Source organism: Bacterioplanes sanyensis, assembly GCF_002237535.1.
Classification (GTDB): domain Bacteria; phylum Pseudomonadota; class Gammaproteobacteria; order Pseudomonadales; family Oceanobacteraceae; genus Bacterioplanes; species Bacterioplanes sanyensis_A.
Genome location: NZ_CP022530.1, coordinates 2441749 through 2463474, shown reverse-complemented (window position 1 = coordinate 2463474; position 21726 = coordinate 2441749). Strand labels below are relative to the sequence as shown.

General features: G+C 54.2%; 20 protein-coding genes. 13 read left to right on the top strand and 7 right to left on the bottom strand.

Annotated elements, in window-relative coordinates; translation table 11 throughout:
* Positions 1-43 precede the first annotated feature (43 nt).
* Complete coding sequence (gene rpsB, locus CHH28_RS11445) at positions 44-790, bottom strand: 30S ribosomal protein S2 (RefSeq protein ID WP_094060432.1); 747 nt, start codon at positions 788-790, stop codon at positions 44-46.
* Between the two features lie 267 nt (positions 791-1057).
* Between rpsB and map the strand changes: the two genes are divergently transcribed.
* A complete protein-coding gene (gene map / locus CHH28_RS11440) occupies positions 1058-1834 on the top strand; it encodes a type I methionyl aminopeptidase (RefSeq protein ID WP_094060431.1) in 777 nt (258 codons plus the stop codon).
* Positions 1835-1844: 10 nt separating this feature from the next.
* Complete coding sequence (gene glnD, locus CHH28_RS11435) at positions 1845-4538, top strand: [protein-PII] uridylyltransferase (protein ID WP_094060430.1); 2694 nt, start codon at positions 1845-1847, stop codon at positions 4536-4538.
* A gap of 87 nt (positions 4539-4625) precedes the next feature.
* Here the strand turns inward: glnD and CHH28_RS11430 are convergent, their stop codons facing one another.
* Complete coding sequence (locus CHH28_RS11430; protein ID WP_233243617.1) at positions 4626-5966, bottom strand: DEAD/DEAH box helicase; 1341 nt, start codon at positions 5964-5966, stop codon at positions 4626-4628.
* 113 nt (positions 5967-6079) lie between these two features.
* On the opposite strand from CHH28_RS11430, the gene CHH28_RS11425 reads away from it, so the two are divergent.
* The 5 genes from CHH28_RS11425 to CHH28_RS11405 all read left to right on the top strand — a co-directional run bounded on the left by CHH28_RS11425 (position 6080) and on the right by CHH28_RS11405 (position 11351).
* The gene (locus CHH28_RS11425; protein ID WP_094060429.1) at positions 6080-6913 is read left to right on the top strand and encodes a M48 family metallopeptidase; all 834 of its coding nucleotides are present in this window, start codon (positions 6080-6082) and stop codon (positions 6911-6913) included.
* 61 nt (positions 6914-6974) lie between these two features.
* Entirely contained in the window at positions 6975-7787 is an 813-nt protein-coding gene (locus tag CHH28_RS11420; protein WP_094060428.1) for a TatD family hydrolase, read from the top strand.
* Positions 7788-7971: 184 nt separating this feature from the next.
* Entirely contained in the window at positions 7972-9006 is a 1035-nt protein-coding gene (locus CHH28_RS11415; RefSeq protein WP_094060427.1) for a porin, read from the top strand.
* Between the two features lie 730 nt (positions 9007-9736).
* Positions 9737-10060: a hypothetical protein gene (locus CHH28_RS11410; RefSeq protein ID WP_094062064.1), complete on the top strand. Its 324-nt coding sequence runs from the start codon at positions 9737-9739 to the stop codon at positions 10058-10060.
* Entirely contained in the window at positions 10053-11351 is a 1299-nt protein-coding gene (locus CHH28_RS11405) for a cation:proton antiporter (RefSeq protein ID WP_094060426.1), read from the top strand. Before CHH28_RS11410 ends, CHH28_RS11405 begins: the two co-directional genes overlap by 8 nt.
* A gap of 5 nt (positions 11352-11356) precedes the next feature.
* Here the strand turns inward: CHH28_RS11405 and CHH28_RS11400 are convergent, their stop codons facing one another.
* Positions 11357-11860: an HPP family protein gene (locus tag CHH28_RS11400; protein WP_094060425.1), complete on the bottom strand. Its 504-nt coding sequence runs from the start codon at positions 11858-11860 to the stop codon at positions 11357-11359.
* 120 nt (positions 11861-11980) lie between these two features.
* Between CHH28_RS11400 and CHH28_RS11395 the strand changes: the two genes are divergently transcribed.
* The 4 genes from CHH28_RS11395 to CHH28_RS11380 all read left to right on the top strand — a co-directional run bounded on the left by CHH28_RS11395 (position 11981) and on the right by CHH28_RS11380 (position 15173).
* Positions 11981-12535 carry a TetR/AcrR family transcriptional regulator gene (locus CHH28_RS11395; RefSeq protein ID WP_094060424.1) on the top strand — a complete coding sequence of 185 codons (555 nt, stop codon included), beginning with the start codon at positions 11981-11983 and terminating at the stop codon, positions 12533-12535.
* On the top strand, positions 12529-13329 hold the full coding sequence (locus CHH28_RS11390; protein WP_094060423.1) for a hypothetical protein: 801 nt from the start codon (positions 12529-12531) through the stop codon (positions 13327-13329). The genes CHH28_RS11395 and CHH28_RS11390 overlap by 7 nt, the downstream gene beginning before the upstream one ends.
* Before the next feature lie 26 nt (positions 13330-13355).
* Positions 13356-14477 (top strand): hypothetical protein, encoded by a 1122-nt coding sequence (locus CHH28_RS11385; RefSeq protein WP_094060422.1) that lies wholly within the window; start codon positions 13356-13358, stop codon positions 14475-14477.
* Positions 14478-14612: 135 nt separating this feature from the next.
* Complete coding sequence (locus CHH28_RS11380) at positions 14613-15173, top strand: hypothetical protein (protein ID WP_094060421.1); 561 nt, start codon at positions 14613-14615, stop codon at positions 15171-15173.
* Positions 15174-15278: 105 nt separating this feature from the next.
* Here CHH28_RS11380 and CHH28_RS11375 read toward each other — a convergent pair whose 3' ends face one another.
* On the bottom strand, positions 15279-16166 hold the full coding sequence (locus tag CHH28_RS11375; RefSeq protein WP_094060420.1) for a LysR family transcriptional regulator: 888 nt from the start codon (positions 16164-16166) through the stop codon (positions 15279-15281).
* A 195-nt stretch (positions 16167-16361) separates the two neighbouring features.
* Between CHH28_RS11375 and CHH28_RS11370 the strand changes: the two genes are divergently transcribed.
* Complete coding sequence (locus CHH28_RS11370; RefSeq protein ID WP_094060419.1) at positions 16362-16814, top strand: carboxymuconolactone decarboxylase family protein; 453 nt, start codon at positions 16362-16364, stop codon at positions 16812-16814.
* A gap of 115 nt (positions 16815-16929) precedes the next feature.
* Here CHH28_RS11370 and CHH28_RS11365 read toward each other — a convergent pair whose 3' ends face one another.
* Positions 16930-17601, bottom strand: a complete 672-nt coding sequence (locus CHH28_RS11365; RefSeq protein ID WP_157729889.1) for a phosphatase PAP2 family protein — start codon at positions 17599-17601, stop codon at positions 16930-16932.
* 158 nt (positions 17602-17759) lie between these two features.
* On the opposite strand from CHH28_RS11365, the gene CHH28_RS11360 reads away from it, so the two are divergent.
* Complete coding sequence (locus CHH28_RS11360) at positions 17760-19751, top strand: alkyl/aryl-sulfatase (protein ID WP_233243616.1); 1992 nt, start codon at positions 17760-17762, stop codon at positions 19749-19751.
* Between the two features lie 61 nt (positions 19752-19812).
* Here the strand turns inward: CHH28_RS11360 and CHH28_RS11355 are convergent, their stop codons facing one another.
* Together CHH28_RS11355 and CHH28_RS11350 are read right to left on the bottom strand one after the other, a co-directional pair.
* Positions 19813-20841 (bottom strand): AraC family transcriptional regulator, encoded by a 1029-nt coding sequence (locus CHH28_RS11355; protein ID WP_094060417.1) that lies wholly within the window; start codon positions 20839-20841, stop codon positions 19813-19815.
* On the bottom strand, positions 20828-21718 hold the full coding sequence (locus CHH28_RS11350; protein ID WP_094060416.1) for an alpha/beta fold hydrolase: 891 nt from the start codon (positions 21716-21718) through the stop codon (positions 20828-20830). Before CHH28_RS11350 ends, CHH28_RS11355 begins: the two co-directional genes overlap by 14 nt.
* Positions 21719-21726: the final 8 nt, after the last annotated feature.

The window sequence follows — 21726 nt, the reverse complement described above, 5'->3', positions numbered from 1 at the left end:
AAAAAAGGGGGCAAGCCCCCTTTTTCAATGCGAGTCGGGGAGCTTATTCAGCTGCCGCTTCTTGCTCAGCGCTGTCAGCAACTTCAACGAACTCGTCAGCAGCACCAGTGGCTTGCTTACCTTCCAGTACCGCGTCCGCTACTGCAGAGGCGTAAATCTGGATCGCACGGATCGCGTCGTCGTTACCTGGGATGACATAGTCAACGCCGTCTGGGTTAGAGTTGGTATCAACGATACCCACCACTGGAATACCCAGCTTGTTCGCTTCCTGAACAGCGATGCGCTCGTGATCCACGTCGATAACGAAGATCAGGTCAGGCAGACCGCCCATCTCTTTAATACCGCCAATAGAGCGCTCCAGCTTCTCCATTTCGCGAGTACGCATCAGCGCTTCTTTTTTGGTCAGCTGCTCAAACGTACCGTCAGAAGATTGCGCTTCGAGGTCACGCAGACGCTTGATAGACTGACGAATGGTTTTGTAGTTGGTCAGCATACCGCCCAACCAACGGTGAGCAACGTAAGACGCGCCTGCACGCTCCGCTTGCTCTTTGATGATCTTGCCCGCAGCACGCTTGGTACCAACCAGCAGAATCTTGTTGTTGCGTGACGCTTTGCTTTCGATCACTTTCAGTGCATCGTTCAACGCAGGAACAGTGTGCTCCAGGTTGATGATATGAATCTTGTTGCGAGCACCAAAGATGTACTTACCCATTTTAGGGTTCCAGTAACGCGTCTGGTGACCGAAGTGAACACCTGCTTTCAGCAGGTCACGCATGCTAACTTGTGCCATGATTTTACCTTTAATTTCATTGGGTTAGGCCTCCACACTTCACGTTGCCGACCGCTCATCAGAGCAGCACCCCGACAGCGCTTTTCGAAGTGTGTGTGTGTTCCCTCATGACCGACGGATCTGAGGGTGTGCTTTTCGCGGGCGCTTTATACCACTTTTGCTAACTCTAAACCAGTGTATCCGACAGGAATTACCGCCCTGTTCACGCTGTCGATCAGTCGCTGTACAATGGTGCCTGTTTCTATATTTCTACAAGTGATGGTCTGCATGTCTGTTAGTCTCAAAACCGCCGATGAAATTGAAAAGATGCGCGTTGCTGGTCGCTTGGCCGCCGAAGTGCTGGAAATGATCGGCGATTACGTCAAGCCGGGCGTTACCACCGGTGAGCTGGACCGCATCTGTCATGACTACATTGTCAATCAGCAGCAAGCCATTCCCGCGCCACTGAATTATCGTGGCTTCCCGAAATCCATTTGTACGTCCATCAACCATGTGGTGTGCCACGGCATTCCCAGCGATGACAAGGCACTAAAGAAAGGCGACATCGTTAACATCGACGTCACCGTCATCAAGGATGGCTACCATGGCGACACCAGCAAGATGTTTTACGTCGGTGAGCCTACCCCTGCTATTAAGCGCCTGGTCGACATCACCCAGGAATGTTTGTACATCGGCATTGATATGGTGAAACCTGGAGTACGCTTAGGCGACATCGGCCATGCCATCCAACAGTACGCTGAGAGCAACCACTACTCAGTGGTGCGCGAATACTGTGGTCATGGCATTGGCAAAGAATTCCACGAAGAGCCGCAAGTCATGCACTATGGCCGCCCGGGTACCGGTTTTGAATTACAGGCCGGCATGACCTTTACCATCGAACCGATGATCAACCAAGGCAAGCGCTTCACCAAGTTGATGAAGGACGAATGGACCGTCATCACCAAGGACCGTAAACCGTCCGCGCAATGGGAACACACACTGCTGGTGACCGACACCGGCGTTGAAGTCCTGACCCGCCGCCAGGAAGAAACCCGCTTCGCCTGAGATACTATTCATGGACACTGTAAGCCTCGTACTCCCGCAAGTGGATGTTGCTGACCTAACGCTTAGGTTGCAGGAGGCGGTGTCCCCCATTCCTGTGGTGCGCAATCTGCTGAAGCAGCTGCAAGACGATTGCCATGCCTACTTTCGCGCCACCTTAGATGCCGACACCCTGGTGCATCACCGGTCGGGCTTAATCGACAACATTCTGCACACCCTGTGGCAGCACCTGCAGCTCGATTGCAACCATTTAGCCTTGATTGCCGTAGGCGGCTATGGCCGCGGTGAACTACACCCGCATTCGGATATCGATTTGTTGTTGCTGGCACGCGATGAAGCGACCATCAATAACAACAGCGAAGCACTGCAGAATTTCATCACCCTGCTGTGGGATTTAAAGCTCGACATCGGCCACAGCGTGCGCACGCTGGACGAGTGTATCGAGGAAGCCGGCAAAGATCTGACCATCATTACCAATATGATGGAAAGCCGACCGCTGGCCGGCGATACAAGCCTGCACCAGTCGCTGCGTGCGGCGACCGCACCACAACAATTGTGGCCAGCGCAGGATTTCTTTAATGCCAAATGGGTGGAAATCCAACAGCGGCATAAAAAGCACAAAAGCTCCGAATACAACCTTGAGCCGAACGTTAAAAACTCCCCCGGCGCCCTGCGTGATATTCAAACCATCACTTGGGTCACCATGCGTCATTTTGGCACCGGTACTTTAACCGCGCTGCAAGACAAAGGGTTTTTAACCGAATTTGAGTTCCAGCGCCTGAGCGGCAGCCTGACCTTTTTATGGCGTGTGCGCTACGCCCTGCACATGATTTCAGCGCGCGAAGAAGACCGTCTGCTGTTCGATTTACAGCGTGAAGTCGCCGAATTATTGGGCTTTGAAGACGACGGCAATCAGCTCGGCGTTGAACAATTTATGCGCCAGTTTTATCGCAACCAGCTCGCTACCATGGAGCTGTGCGATTTGTTGTTGCTGCACTTCAACGACGACTTTATGAAGAGCGGTCAGCGCACCGACGTTGTGCCGTTAAATGAGCACTTCGTATTGTGCAATGGCTATCTGCAGCTGATCGACGCCGACTTATTTAAGCGCCAGCCCGAGTGGCTGTTAAAAGTATTCCTATTGATGGCGCGCACCAGCAACGCCAAAGGCATTCACACCACCACCATTCGCGCTCTGCGCGACCATCGCCATTTAATCGACGACGATTACCGCAACAACCCAGATTACAACGCGGTCTTTATGGAGCTGATGCGCAACCGTGAGCGCGTGGTGCGTGAATTATCGCGCATGCTGCGCTACGGCATTCTTGGCGCCTATATTCCGGAGTTTGGAAAAATCATCGGCATGATGGAACACGATTTGTTCCATGTTTACACCGTTGATGATCACAGCCTGAGAATGGCGCGCTTGCTGCGCCATTTCCGCTTTAGTGATGTTCGTGAGCGCTACCCACTGGCATCGCGCCTGATTCACCGAGTAATGAAAAAAGAGATTTTGTATCTCACGGCCTTGCTGCACGATACCGGCAAAAGCCTGGAAGGTGACCACACCGTCAATGGCGGCGAGATCGCAGCGCGTTTTTGCCGTCAGCACAATTTGCGCCCCACCGACAGCAGCATGGTAACTTGGCTGGTCAGTAACCACTTACTGATGTCCAACGCCTCTCAACGGTTGGACCTCAATAACCCAGAAGACATTCATCAGTTCGCACTGGAAGTCGGCGATCAACAGCACTTGGATATGCTGTATTTAATTTCCGTCGCCGACATCGTCAGCACCAATCCCAAACTATGGACGCCATGGCGGGCTGAGCAAATGCGCGAGCTGTATCGCAACACCAAGCGCGCGCTGCGCCGCGGTTTGGGTAATCCACGCAATGTTGAAGACGTGGTGGCAGAAATTCAGCACGAGGCGAAAACACGATTGCTGCAGCAAGGGCTGGCCGAGGAGCGCATCGATGCATTGTGGTCCAATCCGGGCAACGATTATTTCCTGCGCGAGGGCGTCGACAACATCATTTGGCAAACCCTGCTACTCGATCAGCACAACCACAGTGACCGACCATTAATTGCCGTGCGACCAACGTCCGAGCGGGAGTTTGAAGGAGCAACGCAAATCTTTGTACTGGCTAAAGATCAGCCCAATTTATTTGCTGTCACCACCGCCACCCTCGACCAGCTCAACCTAAATATTCAAGATGCGCGCATCATGACTTCCGAGCAGGAACGCAACGCCGTCGATACCTATATTGTGCTGGACGAAAACAATCAGCCCATTACCGACTTGCAGCGCATCGAAAAAATCCGCTCCGTGTTAGAAGACGCCATCAGTCAGCCCGACCAATACAGCACCATTATTCAACGCCGCACGCCACGCGCACTAAAGCAATTTCAGGTCGACACCCAAGTCACCATGAGTACCGACCCAGCAACACAGCGCACCACGCTGGAAGTGGTGGCCGCCGACCGTCCGGGCTTATTAGCAAAAGTAGGAGCCATCTTTGCCGAATTTGGCGCAGAGATACAGGGTGCTAAAATTCTCACCGAAGGCGAGCGTATTCACGATATTTTTTACATCGTGGATCACAATGGCGAGCCGTTTTCCGATGCACAGCGTTGTGAGGCGCTGCGCCAAGCGGTAATGGAAGGGCTGGACGAGCAGGTCGAGGCACAAAGCGCGGTTTAACTTGGGCTTGTGTTATTAAAGTCTCGTGTGGCACACAGGCGGCTCTATAAACAGAGCCGCATAAAGTCATAAAGTAGAGTCTAGCGCTTATTTCTTGCGCTTAATCGGCGCAAAACCATCGCCGTCCATCAAATTACCGGCAGCTTTAGGCTTGCGTTGCGGCGACGAAGATTTACTGGTGGTTTTACTCGCACTCTTTTTACCCGTTCCTTTTTTCTGACCATATGGCGACTTCTTACCCGCCGGCTTTTTCTTTTTACCGGCCACCTTGCCCGAGCTTTTTACTTTTTTAGGGCCTTGGTACTTGGCTTTCAGACCTTCGATGGTACGTGGCTCCAGCGTCTGCTGCTGGTAGCGTTCAATCGTCGCTTTTAAATTCCATTCGTGCGCAGCAATGAGAGCAATGGCCAAACCATGACGCCCAGCACGACCGGTGCGGCCAATGCGATGGACATATTCATCGCCTTTGCGCGCTAAATCGTAATTGACCACCAAATCCATGCCTTCAACATCAAGACCGCGCGCTGCAACGTCGGTGGCAACGAGAATATTGCGCTTGCCCAAACGCACTTGTTGCAGCACATAATTACGCTCGTCCTGAGTCATGTCGCCGTGCAAAGCCGCCACGCCGTCACGGTGCTGGCGTAAGAAGTCGGCCAACCGATCCACCTCATCACGACGATTCACAAACACGATGGCTTTGTCGTAGCTTTCATTGGCCAACAGCCATACCAACAAACGATCTTTGTGAGCGTTGTCGTCGGCCAATATGCGCTGCTGGCGAATAAAACCGTGGGCATCCTGCACGCTCTGGGTGGTGATTTCATCGGCGTCGATGAGCCAGCTGCCCGCAATGCGCTGCACACCTTGATGATGCAACGTGGCCGACAGCAGATAGGTGCGACGTTGGGTACGGCTGCGCTGCAGAATCAAATCCATGTCTTCGGCAAATCCCATGTCCAACATGCGATCCGCTTCGTCCAATACCAAAAACTCAAGATCGCTCAGATCGACGGTTTCACGCTTTAGGTGATCCACCAAGCGGCCAGTCGTGGCGACCAGCACCTCGGGATTTTTGCGCAGCATGGCAGCCTGATATTTGAACTCTTCACCGCCAGTAAGAACGCCCACCTCCAATGTGTTCATGTCGGTGAAGGCTTTGCAGTCTTTGTAGACTTGCCGCGCCAGTTCACGGGTTGGCACCAGAATCAAGGCGCGCGTGGCAGTATTAGGGGCAGGCTGAGTCAGCAACTGTTGCAGCATGGGCAGCAAATAAGCCAAGGTTTTACCACTGCCAGTTTCTGCACAGACCTGTAAATCCTTGTGCGCCTGCGGCAACACCGCTTGTTGTACCTCAGTCGGTGTATCGATTCCTTGCTTTTCCAGCGCGGCCATAATGCGCGGATGAAATTCAATGCCTGCAAACACAGTTTGTTTCCCATGGTTTAAGATGGCTGCAGTATAACAGAGCCGCACCCGAGCTGATGGCCTTCGCGCCACAACTCTGGCAGCGATAGGATCACTTTCAATCAGGACGTCGTATGAACCGCGTGACACACATTCTCATTGTGCTATTGATTGGCAGCTGGCTCAGCGGCTGCGCCACCAGCCCCACCGGGCGCTCTCAGCTGATGTTGGTATCGCCTCAGTCGGCCATCGTGCAGTCGGAAAAAGCCTATGCCAGCACCATGACGCAACTGCAAAACGAGCAGCAACTGGTCACCGACCCCAAACGTCTGCGCCGCATTGAAACCATTACCGGGCGACTGATCAGCAAAGCCGTCGAAAAATACCCCAACAGCCAACGGTGGCAATGGAGTGTGGCCGTGATCGACGACCCGGACACCATCAACGCGTGGTGCATGGCCGGTGGGCGCATGGCGATTTACACCGGCATCATCGACCAGCTGGCCCTCAACGACGATGAAATCGCTCAAATTATGGGCCATGAGATCGCCCACGCACTGGCCAACCACAGCGCTGAGCGCATGTCCCGTGCAATGGTGATGCAAGCAGGGCTGATCGCCGCTGGAGCAGCCACCGAGCAGGATCAACTGACTCTGGCTGGCGCCGCATTAGCCGCCAAACTGGCATTGGAGCTGCCCAACAGTCGCACCGCCGAAACCGAAGCCGATCGCATCGGCATTGAGTTGGCCACCTTGGCCGGCTATCGCCCCGAAGCTGCCGTCAGCTTATGGCAAAAAATGGCCAAAGTCGGCGGTGGTGGTACGCCTGAGTTCCTTAGCACTCACCCCTCCCCTGGCAATCGTGCGAAAACCCTGGGGCGCCTAGCGGAGCGTATGCGTGCACTCAACCCGAACCAAACCAAAGCGCCGATGCACCCGGTAAAAATGGTCACCTCCGGCAACATTTAAGGTCTGCAGCGGCGCGTTTGCCTTTGATATACTGGCGCGCCGTTTTTGCTGCTGGTGAATCATGAGTAAAAAGAAGCGCCGCGATATTCCACACTACTCGCTGCCAATTATCGAGACACACTTCCACCTGGATTATCTTAAAGAGGATCCGGCTGAGGACATTTTGGCGCAAGCCAGAGCCATTGGCGTCGAACGCTTTATGACCATCAGCGTTGAGCCAGACAACATGCCAACCGCGCTGTCTTTGGCGCAGCAACATGACGACGTCTACGCCACCTTAGGCGTGCATCCACACGAGGCGGCCAAATATGACGACGCCTGTGAAGCCTACATATTGACCCATGCAATTCACGACAAGGTTGTGGCTGTTGGTGAAATTGGACTCGACTACTACTACGACCACTGTGATCGCCAAGTGCAACGCCAACACTTTGCCCGCCAGCTGGAACTGGCCATCGAATGTCAGTTGCCAGTGGTCATTCACACCCGTGATGCAGACGACGATACCATCGCTATTTTGAACGAATACGCGCCACAAATGGCCAACAAAGGCGTGATTCACAGCTTCACCTCGGGCATTGAGCTGGCCCAGCGAGCGGTAGAACTCGGCTTTTGCCTCGGCATCAATGGCATCGTGACCTTTAACCGCGCGGACAATGTGCGCGAAGTGGTCGCCGCCACCCCCATCGATCATTTATTGCTGGAAACGGACGCCCCGTTCCTGACACCGATTCCATTTCGTGGCATAGAAAACGCGCCGAAATATTTACCGTTTGTGGCAGAAAAAATTGCTGAAGTGAAAGAGCTCAGTGTTGAACAGGTACTGCAGGCTACTTATCAAAACTCGCTGAGAACGTTCTTTAACGGCGTTTGATGGCGCTGCCCGCCCCGCCCGTTAGGACATCTTCGAATAATTCGGCGCCCGCTCTGGCGCGCCAGAAGGTGCTAGACCATGCAGCCGGTTTACCGCTCTAGTCAGCGACAGCGAAAATCGGCGACCATAACCACCGGTCGAACAACAATAACAATCCTTGTCTTTTAAACATAAAGGAACGCCCATGAAACACTTGGCAAGCTGTCTAATGCTTAGCTGCGCAGCCTCATCCAGCTTGGCGTCAGCCACCTTACCGGTACAAGCAGAAGCGTACGGCTCCGTGCGGTTGGGCTTTGATGTGATCGATGCTGGCACCCAAGATGACGGTGGCAATGGTCGTGATTTTCTCAGCCGGGTCGGCGTCAAAGCCACATTGCCGCTGCAACCAGGATTGACCGCCAGCGGCTTGCTGGAATACGGCACTCGCGCAGAAAACGGTGTGGATTTTAAACAAAACGACGCACCGGGCCTGCGCCAGGCTTACATCGGCTTAAAAGGTAATTGGGGCGAAGTGCGCATCGGCTCACAAACCATGGTGTGGCACAGTTTTGTGCGCGGTGCTTATTTTTCCGATGCCAACGACACCTTACGCCAGGGCACCATTCGCGACGACGATTTATTGCAGTATTTTTATCGCCGCCAATCGTTTCGCTTTGGTGCCGCCTTGCAAGCCGAGGGACAAGACGGTGATTCCATCGATCAATACCAGCTAGCGGCCGAATATTCTCAGCCACAATGGAAAGCTCAGCTGGCATGGGCCAAAGATCAGCGCGGAGAATACACAGGGAAATTGTGGGGCGCGCGTGTTTGGTTAATGCCATCGGACAACTGGACACTGTCGGCGTATCGCCATCAAGCCGATCGCGACTACGACTTTTATACCGGCAGCACCACCGGCAATGTACGTTTACGCGACGCCAGCATAGAAGGCAGTGTTAATGGAGTTCCTGGTTGCAGCAACGAGGAACGTTCCAGCACCGGCGTGTACCTGTCCTATCGCAGCGGTATTCACCAGTGGCACGGACGTTATGCATTGGATGAATGCGACGTGGCAGGAGAAGTAAACTCCAAAAAAGCCGAATATGTCGCGCATTTACACCCGCAAGCACGCCTTTGGCTGGCGTACGAGGTATTAGACAACGACGCTACGCGCCGGCCGGCCACCAGCAGCGGTGACAGCATGTCAGAAATTCAGCTGGGATTACGATTGGATTTTTAATCAACAACATCCCCACGGGATACCATGCGCTTGCCGTTTTAGCTTGGCGGCAAGCGTAAAAAATCACAACGCAACCCGTTAATTTGCGTACACTGAAAAAATAAAATGACTGATTTGTTACAACAGATAAGAAAATTAACCGAAAGAACCTGGTGATAAAAACACCAATGGTTAACCGGTAACAATAAACAAAGAAGGAAAAGGCGGAAAAAAGGGGCAACACAAACGGTTGCCCGAAAGAAGGAAGTCATTCGAAGCGATTGCAGTTGCGATCGGCTACGAGCTGTTAACAATCCTACAGAAAAAAACCACTCTATCTATAGATACAGTTGTTATTTACATGATCAGTACAGTTGAAATATCGGGCAAAAAAATCAACATTTGTAATGAATCATAGCGTTTTTAACGCGACAGTAACACGGGTATCATTTGGGGCGCCTGCACTGTCATCGCATCCGCGGAAGGTTGGAATTATTTGCAGTACCCTTGAGCCGCTGCACACTGATAGCAATTTCCGTCGTCATAAGCGGAAAAGCGCCCGCTGTCTAAATCCTCCGTCACTGATATCTCTTAGCTCTGAAATCGCAACGCTGTAAACAACACGATAAAAGGGGCGCGGCCCATCGAGTTGATCAGACAGCACTGGCTGCGTCCTGTGCAATGGGCGCGGCTATGAGCTGCCTGCAGGATCTCCTATACTGATGTGTTTTGGCTTAGGGCAATGGTCAGCATGTCGAAACGGCCCAGCAAACGCGAGCTGCGCGAGCAACTTCAACGGCAAACCCAGTGCTATTTGCAGCAAGGCGGCGAGATCGAAGCGGTAGAACGCGGTGCCAGCGGCTTGGAAGATGGCCGTATGAACGACCGTTCGCTGGGATTTGAAAAACCGGCCGCCAGCCGCACTCCAGTTACCGACGTGCTGCGCGCCATCGATCAACGCCGCCAAGCCAAATCCACCACCAACAAGAGCACCCCGCAGCGTCGTCGTCCAAAACGCAAAGTCATTTACGATGATTTTGGAGAGCCACTAAGGATCGTGTGGGACGATGACTGAGTCCATCATTCTCATCTTGGCGGCCGCCCTGTTTGGCTACGGGCTGATTGCCCGCAAGATTGAAAAAGAAGACATCACAGCGCCGATGCTGTTTGTTGCCCTCGGCATCATTGTCGGCCCGCTAATGCTGGGATGGGTCGAGCCGTCGCTGGCCAGCACAGGCCTGCAACGCATCGCCGAGCTGACACTGGCATTGGTATTGTTTACCGAAGCCAGCCAAATCGAGCGCCAGCAACTGTGGCGCTACGAAGCTTACCCCATTCGCTTGTTGGCCATCGGGCTGCCATTAACCGTGGTCTGCGGCGCGGTGGTGGCCTTTTATTGGCTGCAGCTGGACTGGTATACCGCGGCAATATTGGCGGTCATTTTAACCCCCACCGATGCAGCGCTGGCACAAAGCATCATGAATAAACGCCAGTTTGATGAGCAGCTGCGCCATTCCATCGCTGTTGAAAGCGGCTTAAACGACGGCATTGCGTTGCCCATATTGCTGCTATTCCTCGCCCTTTTAGCCGCAGCGGGCGAGCAAGATGCGTGGCGCTGGGCTGATTTTATCGGCACCCAGCTGATTCTCGGTGCGTTGCTGGGCATCGCCGCCGGGCGTCTAGGTGGCATGCTGATCGATCACGCCATTTTGCATCATTGGATGCCGCCGCTATACCAACGCTTGTCGTCCGTCGCTCTTGGCATTCTCGCCTATTTAGGGAGCGAAGCATTGGGTGGCAATGGTTTTGTGGCGGTATTTTTGGCTGGGTTATTTTTGCAGTCAGAGCGCAAACGCGTGATGAGCCGGTTGAAAGAATTTGGCGAAGCCGAAGGGCATTTATTATCGCTGGTGATCTTTTTTTTATTTGGCGCCATTTTCGTATCCATCGCCTGGCCACTGCTCACCTGGGCCATGCTGTGCTATGCCCTGCTCAGTTTGACGGTAATTCGCATGCTACCGGTGGCCATTAGCCTGATCGGTACACCGTTGTCCGCCAGCAGCCGCGCTTTTCTGGCATGGTTTGGACCACGAGGCATCGCCAGCATTCTCTATTTGCTGCTGACCTTGGAGCAACTTGGCTACGATGCCCACATGAAGCACTACGATGTGGTGTTCGGCACCAGTGTGCTGACTATTTTGTTGAGTATTTTGCTGCACGGACTGACCGCCGGCTGGTGGTCCAGCATTGCCGCTCGGTGTGAGCGTCGCCATAGCCAAACCAAAGGCAGCGCCCGCCATGAACGCCGCCACCCGCAAGAATTGTTAGAGCAGTTACCACCGTCATCTAACGCCAGCAAAAAATAGGACGTTCAGCGCTGCACCACTGGGTATGTTTGTCCCAGTGCTCGGTGATAAGCCATCCCCAAAACAACAATCAGCAATGCTCCGCACAGTACGGGGGTGACAATAAACCAGGGCTCAGGCTGCAGCATCAACACCAGCAGCGGATTTGCACCGGCGGGCGGATGCACACAGCGCAGTGCCATCATTGCTGCCACCCCCAAGCCAACCGCCACCCCTAACCAGCCAGCACTGTCGGGAGCACTGCCCCAGTGCAAACATAGCCACAGCAATAGCAAACCAATAGCGGTGGTCAGCACATGGCCGCCAATGATGTTGCGTGGTTGCGCCAACGGACTGCTGGGCAATGCATACAAAATCACCATGGTGGCGCCAAATGGCGCCATCAATAGCAAGGTATCCAGCTGCGCACTGAGTAACGCCAATATCGCAATGCAACCTCCTGCTCCCAACCCGGCCGACAGCGGCGGCGACAACCGTGTCCAAACACGGCGCCAAACAAAGGCACTCATAGTTAACTTCCCCACTCAAGCAGACCAATCAGTCTACCCAGGGTAGACAAGTCGGTCTACCTGTGTCAAATTCGCCTTTCTGCATCAGAAACGGTGAGGCTTCGAATATGGGTTTGACCAATGGATAAACGACTGCAGCTCGTTGAGACAGCGCTGCAACTGTTCTATCGACACAGCGTGTACAGCGTCGGCATCAACGACATTCTGCAAACGGCAGGGGTGGCGAGAAAAACGCTGTACCACCACTTTGCCAGCAAAGAAGAGCTGCTGTTGGCAGCATTGCAGCTGCGCGATCAGCGCTGGTGTCAGTGGTTGGATGAGCGCTTACACACCGCCCACACAGGCTTAGCGCTTTTGGATGAGTTATTTCTGGCACTGCAAGATTGGTTTAACGGACAGGCGCTGGGCGAGTTTTATGGCTGTTTTTTTCAGCACTGCAGCGCTGAGTTCAGCGACCCTGAACATCCCGTGTCGCGCTTATGCCAGCAGCATCATCTGGCCGTCAGTGCGTTGCTGCTGAAGCACCTGCAACGTTGCTCCGTGACTGAACAAGCGCAGCCATGCTGCGATTTGCTGGTGTTGTGCAAAGACGCCGCCATCGCACAAGCACAATTGGGCATGACAGATGCCGCTGAGCGCGCTCAGCGCCTCGCTCGCAAGGCTTGGCCGTGCTGACGCTGAGCAAAGTGCTGGTGACAATGGCCACGGTATTGCTGTTGGCCTCGGTAGCCGAACGCCTGAGCCCCAAACATGCCGGGTTGCTGGCAGGCTTTCCGTTAGGAACCGCCATTGCCCTGTACTTCTTTGCAGCCCAGCACGGCACCGACTTCGCCGCCGCCAGTGCCATTTATACGCTGGCCGGTCTGACCGCTGCCATGGCGCTGGCGTGGGGATATTGGCAAATCATTCGCCGCCGCCCCGGCTTGTCCTGGCTGCCACTGGCCATCGGCGCTGGGCTGGTGTGTTTCGCCGTTACCAGCGCACTGCTGCAAAGTCTGCCTGCACAGCGTTGGTTAGCGTTGACCGTTACATTGGCCGCCATCGTATTGTTTCGCTACCAGTTCCGCGTCATCGCCGAGCACCCTAAAACCGGCCCTGGTCGCGGCGGATGGTTTGCCAAGCACAGCGTGACACTGCTGTTTCGCGCCGGCTTGGCCGCGCTGACCATTGTGTTGATTACCGCCCTTGCCGACTGGCTAGGTCCTGCTCGCGCGGGTTTACTGGCAGCCTTTCCGATCAGCTTTTTCCCCTTGATGCTGATACTGCACAGCAGCTACGGCGCAGGGGTGTTGGCCAGCAGCATTCGCCACTATCCAACCGGCATGGGCGCGCTGCTGACCTATTGCCTAACCGTCAGTTACAGCTACCCCCACCTGGGGCACGATATAGGCACCTTGGTCGCGTTAGTCATGGCCTGTGTCTATCTGTTGCTCAATCATTATTTCAGCCAAGCCCTAAGCCGCCGATAACTCGCCCACAGTCAAAGGAGCTGGCCATGGTATCGACCATCAAGCTCGGTGCGGCACTGAGCCAACAGCTGCACGACCATTCGGTGAGTCGTCTGCCAACAGAGCAGAAGGAGACTCCAACCAAGGGGGCCGCTGGCTTCAACATTGAGCTGACCCTAACCTCGGGGCAGCGTATTCAAGTACAGTTTGCCCAACGCTTAAACGGCAGCCTGAAACACTTTTCCATCGCCAGTAGCAGCGAGCTCAGCAACAGCACCGAGCAGCAAATGCGCCAGCTGGTTCGAGAGCTGGGCCACAGCGTCAGCGCCCTATTCTCAGGCAGAGAGTTTTCTGGCAGCGAGCACTCAGACCTGTTTGCGGCCCTTCGCCATAGCGACGTTAAAACAGTCGACCTGCACGCTTGGCATAACCAGGGTAATAGCCAACAACAGTTAAATTTACAGCAGCAACGCCACAGCGATGGCGCCTTGGATGTGGACGGTCAATGGCAACAACGGCAAGACAATCAATACAGCGAGCATGGCTTTGATGTTTTTCGCCGCGGCTTTGATCAAGCCGCGCTACTGGGGCATAACGACTTGGCTTGGCTGCAACAGCAAATACAAACATCCAGCGACGGTTTAGCGCCACAAGTCAGCAGCTTTTTTGAATCGGCGATGAGCGCCTTGTTACAACGCGCCGAACAAGGGCAGCAATGGTTACAGCGCTTGGGCAGCGATGCGCCCAGCGCCCAGCAATTTATTGCACAAACCGTAGAGCAACTGGCGCAGCCCTATTCCCCCACCGCCAGCAATGCCTTGCCCGATTTTCGCGCCGAATTTTTTAGCCGCAGCCAACAGCAAGGCCGTCCTCCTGACGAGCAGTTGTCGTTAAAGTTAACGCAAACCAGTTTTAAGGGACAGCCAGATGAACATGGCGTCGCCTTTGCCAATCAAATCCGGCGATTGGATATGTGGCGTTTATTGGATGGCCAACACCAGCACATTCAAACCCGCTGGCAACAACGTGAAGAAGTGAGGCACAGGTACGACAACGGTGTATTAACCGACACACAGTACCGGCTGGATTCACAGTGGCAACAGCAGCGCCCGGGGCAGATGCCCAAGAACTATCAAGTTCATTTGGATACTCCCATCGCACAGGGTTAAACCCCCGTTGCTATGCACCATAACGCTGACTGCAACTCACGGTTTTTGAGATGTGAAGGCGCCAGCCTGTTGATATACTCGCGTGCTTGCGCCCGAGCAGATCGGGCATGATGGCTATTTATACGAGAGGTTTGCGTGAGCACAGAGTCCACCCCCAGTCAGTTTCAGGATACTCAGCAACTGCTTAGCGAGGACGGCTTTCGCGTCAGCAACATCTGGTATCACGGCACCGCATCCGGCCTGTTGGAGTCGATTCAGCAACAAGGTTTAAAAGGCGCCGGCGACGCCGAGCTGATGTCACGCCAGCAGCATTTGCTAAAAACCATTGGTCACAGCAGTATCGGCAGTGACGACCCCGTGTTTTTAACGCAGAGCAAAGAGCTGGCGTATTTCTGGGCACAACAAAAAACCCACAGCCGCAACCTCGCGTTTCAGCAACAAGAGCAGCCCGTGGTGTTACAGATCACCCTGGCGGAAGAAGACAATGCTCGAGTTAAACCGGATGCTGGCGGTGCTGCGTTGATGTTAGAGCCAGGCAATGCCTACATGACCTTTCTCAAAGCGCTGTATGACGCGCACGGTCACACTTTGGAAGATGCCAATCCGCTGGCCATGCCACGCGATTATTTCCTCAATAAGTTGGGTCTGGCATACCGCCAAGCCCCCATTGCTGCTGACTGTTTAACCGCGCTGTAATTCCTAGCGAGAGTGGGCGCTCGAGTTTAGGCTTCAGACCAGTATTTAGGTGCGCGTGGCCGCGCGCCTATTGCCACCATCGACACTGGAATCTACGCACCTGCCCTAAAACATCTGCTTAAGAAAATCGATAAACGCCCGCACCAGTGGGTTCGGGTAGGTGCTGGCGCGATACACAGCGTACACCTGGCCGCTGCTGCCCGCTTGTAAGCTGCTGTGCCAGTCGCTCAAACAGGGCTGCAGTGCGCCATTGGCTACGGCCTCTGCCGTGGCCCACTGTGACAGTTGCACCACCCCCAACCCAGCCAACGCCGCCGTTAACAACGGCATGCCACCACGCGAGCTGAGATTGCCGGAAACCGCGATGCGTTGATGTTCGCTGCCACGGCGAAAATGCCAATAACTGAGCTGGCGGCCGCGGTTGAGCAACAAACAATTGTGTGCACTGAGGGCATCTGGACTGTCAGGCAAGCCATGGCGCTGCCAGTAGTCCGGCGCTGCCACAATGTGAGTATCGTTGCTCATCAAGGTAATGGCCTTCAGCCCAGAATCCGCAGGGCGACCAATGCGAATGGCCACATCGACATCGTCTTCAAATAAATTCAGCAGCCGGTTTTCATGTTCGATGTCGATTTGAATGTTCGGATGCTGCTGCAAAAACAGCGGTATTTTGCTGGCTAGCTGCTGTTGGCCAAAGGCTTCAAATACCGATATTTTCAACCGCCCAGCCACCGCACTGTGCTCAGCGCGGACCGATAAGCGCAGCTCATCCGCTTGCTCAACCCAGGGCTGCGCTTGGCGATAAAATTGCTGCCCAGCGTGAGTCAGTTTGAGCTGTCGGGTACTGCGCTCGAATAAGGTCGCGGCCAGCTCCTGCTCTAGGCCATCAATGGCCCGAGCCACCGACGACGGCGCCATGGTCAACACACTGGCAGCGCGGGAAAAACTGCCCTGCTCCACCACTTTAAGAAAAATCCGCGTTGCATTAAGCACGCACACATCCTCGTTTTATTGCAGCCAACGCCGCCGTTAGTCCAACTGTAATCGGCGTCATTGTGGCTGACTATTGGGTGCATCACCTTTGCATTTCATGCAAAAAAGAAGCAGACATTACATGCATTCTAAGCAAAGGCGCTGACAAATACACTGTCCTCCATGGTTTGAACACTGCAATTGAGAGGACAAAAAATGAAGCGTATTACTTTTCAACAAATTCCAAGCGCTATGATGGCTGGTCTAATGGGTACCGAAGAAACCCTGCGCCAGCTGGACTGGATCGACACTCGCACCCTTGAGCTGATGCGCTACTACATCTCCGAGATCAATGGCTGCGCTTATTGCCTGGATATGCATTACAAAGAAGCTCTGCATCATGGTGAGCAGCCTGAGCGTTTGCATGCCTTGCGCCACTGGGCGGCCATGCCCTTTTATTCCGACGTCGAGCAGTGCTTGCTGCGTTGGGTTGAAGCTTGTGTAGTGGGTGGCTCAGAGAGTGATAAGCAAGCAGCGTTTGAGCAGCTGAAGCAGCACTATGATAACGAGCAAATTGCCTGGTTAACGCTAGTGATCAGCCAAATGGGACAGTGGAACTTGCTGGTGAAAGCTTTTGGTTTTGCCGCCGGGCACTATCAAGTCAGTTAAGCCAACGCATAGCATTGGTTCGTACTAGAAAGGTTCGCGCTAAAAAGGTTCGCGCTAAAATTAACCAATCAAAGCCTGTCGTACCATCAACAGGCTTTGGTCTGGTTTGATTTGCTCAGGCGGCCTCAGGCTCCTCAATACGGCTGTGCCCGAGTATCCACCAGGACAGCAGCTGGCAGGTAAAAAATACCGCAAAGCCAGAAAATACTGTATCACTGAGAAAATGCCCGCCCTGCATGATACGCACCGCACTCATCACAACGCCCAAAGCCAGCCCCCAATACAGCCAACTGCGACGACGGAAAACCCAAGCCAGCGCCATAAAATAAAACGCCATCGCCGCATGGCCGCTGATAAAGGATTTGCCATTCCCCGCCTCATTCACCACAAACGCCGGGGTAAAGGTATCCTTGCCGCCGAACTGCTCCACCGCACGCGGGCGCTCACGTTGGAACCCTTCTTTAAACACACTGTGGACCAGGAGCCCTGGGCCGATCAGTAGCACCAAAAATAAAAACAGCCATGGCTTTCGATGTTCAGGACTTACGCCGCCGCGCACAAACGACAAACCAATGACCAACAACATAATGGGAATTAACACGTGCGGCAGGTAGCGGAACACCCAATAAATCGATTCATTAATCGGATGATTCGACAGCGGCCACCCCGGCAGTGAGGCATCGTAAAACCACTGGCTCACGATCAAATCCAGTTGTGGCCAAGCCACAAACACCACCGCCAACGCCGCACACACTAGGATCGCCCCATGTTGTCGCCAAACTTTCACGCCACTACTCCGTGCAAAAGTGGCCAGCATACCCGATTTCTGCCGCCAGCCTAATGGTCAGTTCGGCCCACTGACTGACCTTTACGAACCTGCGCCCATCTTCGCGCAACGTTACTCTGGCACTAACACGCACGAAAACAATCCAGCTGGAGAACTCCATGCATCGCTCTGTTATGCTCGCCAGTGTCATCATTGCCCTCAGCGCTTGCGACACCTCACCATCGAATAACACACCAACCCATCACCCAAGCGCTGACAACGCGGGGTTCACTGCCGCAACAGAAGCGACGCGGCAACATCAGCAAGCCGTCCGTGCCGCATTGGATCTACAGCAGCAAGATGACTGGCAACAGGCACGGCGTGGACAGTTGGCCAGCGCCGATGATTTCAGCGCCCATTTGCCTTCCGGTGAGCGAATTTGGGATCGAGCGGCGTATCAGTTTATTAGTGGAGAAGCGCCGGATTCGGTCAACCCAAGCTTGTGGCGCCAAGCGGGTTTGAACAATCTCTCCGGGCTGTTTGAAGTGGTGCCCGGTATTTATCAGCTGCGGGGGATGGACCTGGCCAATATGACGCTGATTGAGGGGAAACAAGGTTGGATTGTGGTCGATCCACTGACCTCAGCTGAAACCGCACAAGCCGCGTTTGAATTGGCGATGCAGCATTTACCCCAGCGCCCCATCAGTGCGGTGCTGTTCACCCACAGTCACATTGACCATTTTGGTGGTATCAACGGCTTGTTCCCGCAATTTGCACTCAGCAACGACATTCCAATCGTTGCGCCACACGGCTTTATGCACGAGGCCACCATCGAGAATATCGTCGCCGGCAGCGCCATGAGCCGTCGAGCCAGCTTTATGTATGGTAAACAATTGCCGCGCACGACTCGTGGCCACATAGGTTCAGGGCTGGGGAAATCACCAGCGTTTGGCCATTTCGGTATTATTGAGCCCAGCCACAGCATTGACGACAGCACAGAAGCCATGATTATCGATGGAGTCACGTTTGAGTTTCAATACACACCGGACTCTGAAGCTCCGGCAGAAATGACCTTTTATTTGCCAGAATATAACGCGTTTTGCGGCGCCGAGCTGGTCTCGCGCACGCAACACAACCTCTATACTCTGCGCGGCGCCAAAGTTCGCGATGCACTCAAGTGGAACGGCTACATCGAACAAGCACGTCAGCGCTTTTCACAGGCGCACGTGTATTTTGGCAGTCACCATTGGCCAATTTGGGGTAAGGATGCCATCCAGCAATTTTTAATCGGCCAGCGTGATACCTATAAATTTATTCACGACCAATCTGTACGTTTAATGAATAACGGCGCAACAGCGGATGAAATTGCACAACAATTGCAATTACCCCAGAGTCTGGCCCAACAATTTTCTAACCGTGGTTATTACGGCACGGTCAAACATAATGCCAAAGCTGTCTATCAATTTTATATGGGTTGGTACAACGGCAATCCGGCACATTTAGACCCCATCCCCAGAGTCGAGGCTGCCTCTCGCTACGTCGCCTTAGCCGGTGGCGATGAAGCAGTATTGCAAAACGCACAACAAGCATTTGAACAAGGTGACTATCGCTGGGCCGCGGAGCTGTTGAATCATTTGGTGTTTGCCCAGCCGGGCCATCAAGAAGCGAAACAGTGGCTGGCACGCAGTTACGATCAATTGGGCTATCAGGCAGAAAGTGGCCCCTGGCGCGACGCGTATCTCACCGGTGCGTACGAGCTGCGCCATGGTGCATCGCAAAAAAATCTCGACTTAAGGCAAATGAAATCGGTTTTTTTGCACACACCGGTGAGCCACTTCTTTACCTCCATGGCAACACGCTTAAAAGCCGAGGAGGCTGACGATACCAACCTCGCCGTCGCCATACATTTCAGCGACTTGCAGCAAAGTTACCGTCTCTGGATTGAAAACTCGGTATTGCATCATCAGCCCATCGACGAAGCCAATGACGTCGACGCACGGCTGACGTTAAGCCATGCGCTGTTTATCGATTTATTGATTGGCAATGCCGGCATCAAAGACGTGCTGTTGTCCGATGACATCCACAGCGACGGCAACCACTGGGATTTAATCAAATTCTTTTCGCTATTTGAAAAACCCAATCAACATTTTGCCATCGTGACACCGGAATGACGTGACAGACCAATAACCAGCAATGGACACGATTTATGCCAGTAAAACGTCGACTCGATAATTAAACGGCTTCAGACTGGCGACAACGCGCCCGGTATTGACTGGGCCGCTCACCTTGCCAGCGCAAAAAAGAGCGGGAAAAATTACTGCTATCGCTAAAACCTAGTTGCAACGCAATGCTGGTTAAATCCTCATCGCTTGCGCGTAAACGTTGGCATGCCAGCGTATGGCGCACCTGCTGTAAACAGTGTCTGAAGCTGGTATTTTCCTGCGCCAGCAAACGCCGCAAGCTGCGTTCACTGATATTTAATTGCTGGGCTATCTGGACTTGTGAGGGCTCACCCTGCGCCAGCATGGCGCCAATAACACGCTGCACCTTAGCGCCGTACCCTGCTTGCTGGCGCTGCTGAAGGTATTGTTGCACCCGCCGCTCATGGGCCGCCAGCAACTCGCTATCACCGATCAACTGCTGCTGCAGTGCGCTACGGCGAAACCACAAAACACACTGCGGCTGAGCAAAGGTGACTGGCACCTGATACGTTTGCTGCCACGGTTGCGGCTGAGCTGGACGCGCGCGATGCAGTGCTACCTCAGTCAGTAAGTCGTTACCCGACATGCCAGAAATGACGTTAGCAAAACGCACCAGAGTTGCCATAAAAGCATCCAACGCCAATGGCGACAGCGGCACATTGGCCAGCGGCGTAAGTTGGACCCCCAAGCTATCAGGCCGGTGAACCAGAGTAACATGCGCGCTGTTCGACACCATGTCGTGGTACTGCACGACTTTTTCCAGCACCTGCTGCAACGATGAGCACGCCATGGCCAACATGCCCACCGCATGCAAATGCATGGGTTGCACGTGACGCGATACGGACAAGCCAAAAGCCGCATCCGCTGTCGCTTGCTCAGCCAGTTGCCACAGCTGCGTCATGCGTGCAATTTCAACACGTTCATCCGGTCGGCTCAGCAGCGAGCGTTCGCACAAGCCAACTTGCTGCAACAGGGGCTCAGGCGCAATGTGGCGATGGCGCAGCGCTTGGCACAGTGCCAGCGGCCAAGCCGCCAGCGTGGATGGCTCAAAGCCGGGCATCGATCACTGCCTGCGCTATCGCTTGCGGCGCTTCTAACTGCGGGTAGTGTCCGACGTCGGCCAACTCGACGATGTCGTCGCGCGCCACTACCTCACGGTAGCGTGCGACCATATGCGCACCAGAAATAGGATCGGCACTGCCATTAAGCAAGTGCAGTGCATGTGGCCAGTTTGTTAATGCACCCACCCAACGTTCGCGCTGCTGACGGCGCTCTTTCATATAGCCAATTAATCGCGGCATCACACGTTGCCCGTTACGATGGCTGAGAAAGCGCCAGCTGGCGGCGATATCCGCTTCAGACAGCGGCTGCTGACAAATCCGTTGTAAACTGCGCGCCAATTTTTTCTCGGTAATGCCAGCGGCCAACCATGGCCCTAGTGGACTGGCCAGCAAACGCTGCGTCAATAACGGCCGATGAGTTTCGGCAAATAACCCACCGTTTAATAGCACCACGGATTGCAGTAAGGATGATCCTCGCTCCAGTTGGCGCGCCATCAGTTCTTGCGTCACGGTGTCGCCGTAATCGTGGGCGAGAATATGGCAATGGTCCAAACCGAGGTGGCGCAGCAAGGCCTCTTGTAGGTCGGCTTGAATGGCAATGCGGTACGGAAATGACGCCGGTTTATCGCTACAGCCAAAGCCGAGCATATCGGCGGCTAATAAATCGAAGTGCTGAGCCAGCTGGTCCCACACGGCATGCCAGTCCCAGCTGCTGGTAGGAAACCCATGGACCAGCAATAACACCGGCCTTTGTTTGCCCAGCTGACTGATTGCCACCGAAGCTCGATAAAAAACACGCAAATCGTAGCTGCGATGCGCCGCTTGTGGCCGAAATACCAGCCAGTGGCCATCGGCCTGCCAATCCGAAGGAGTCATGAATCATC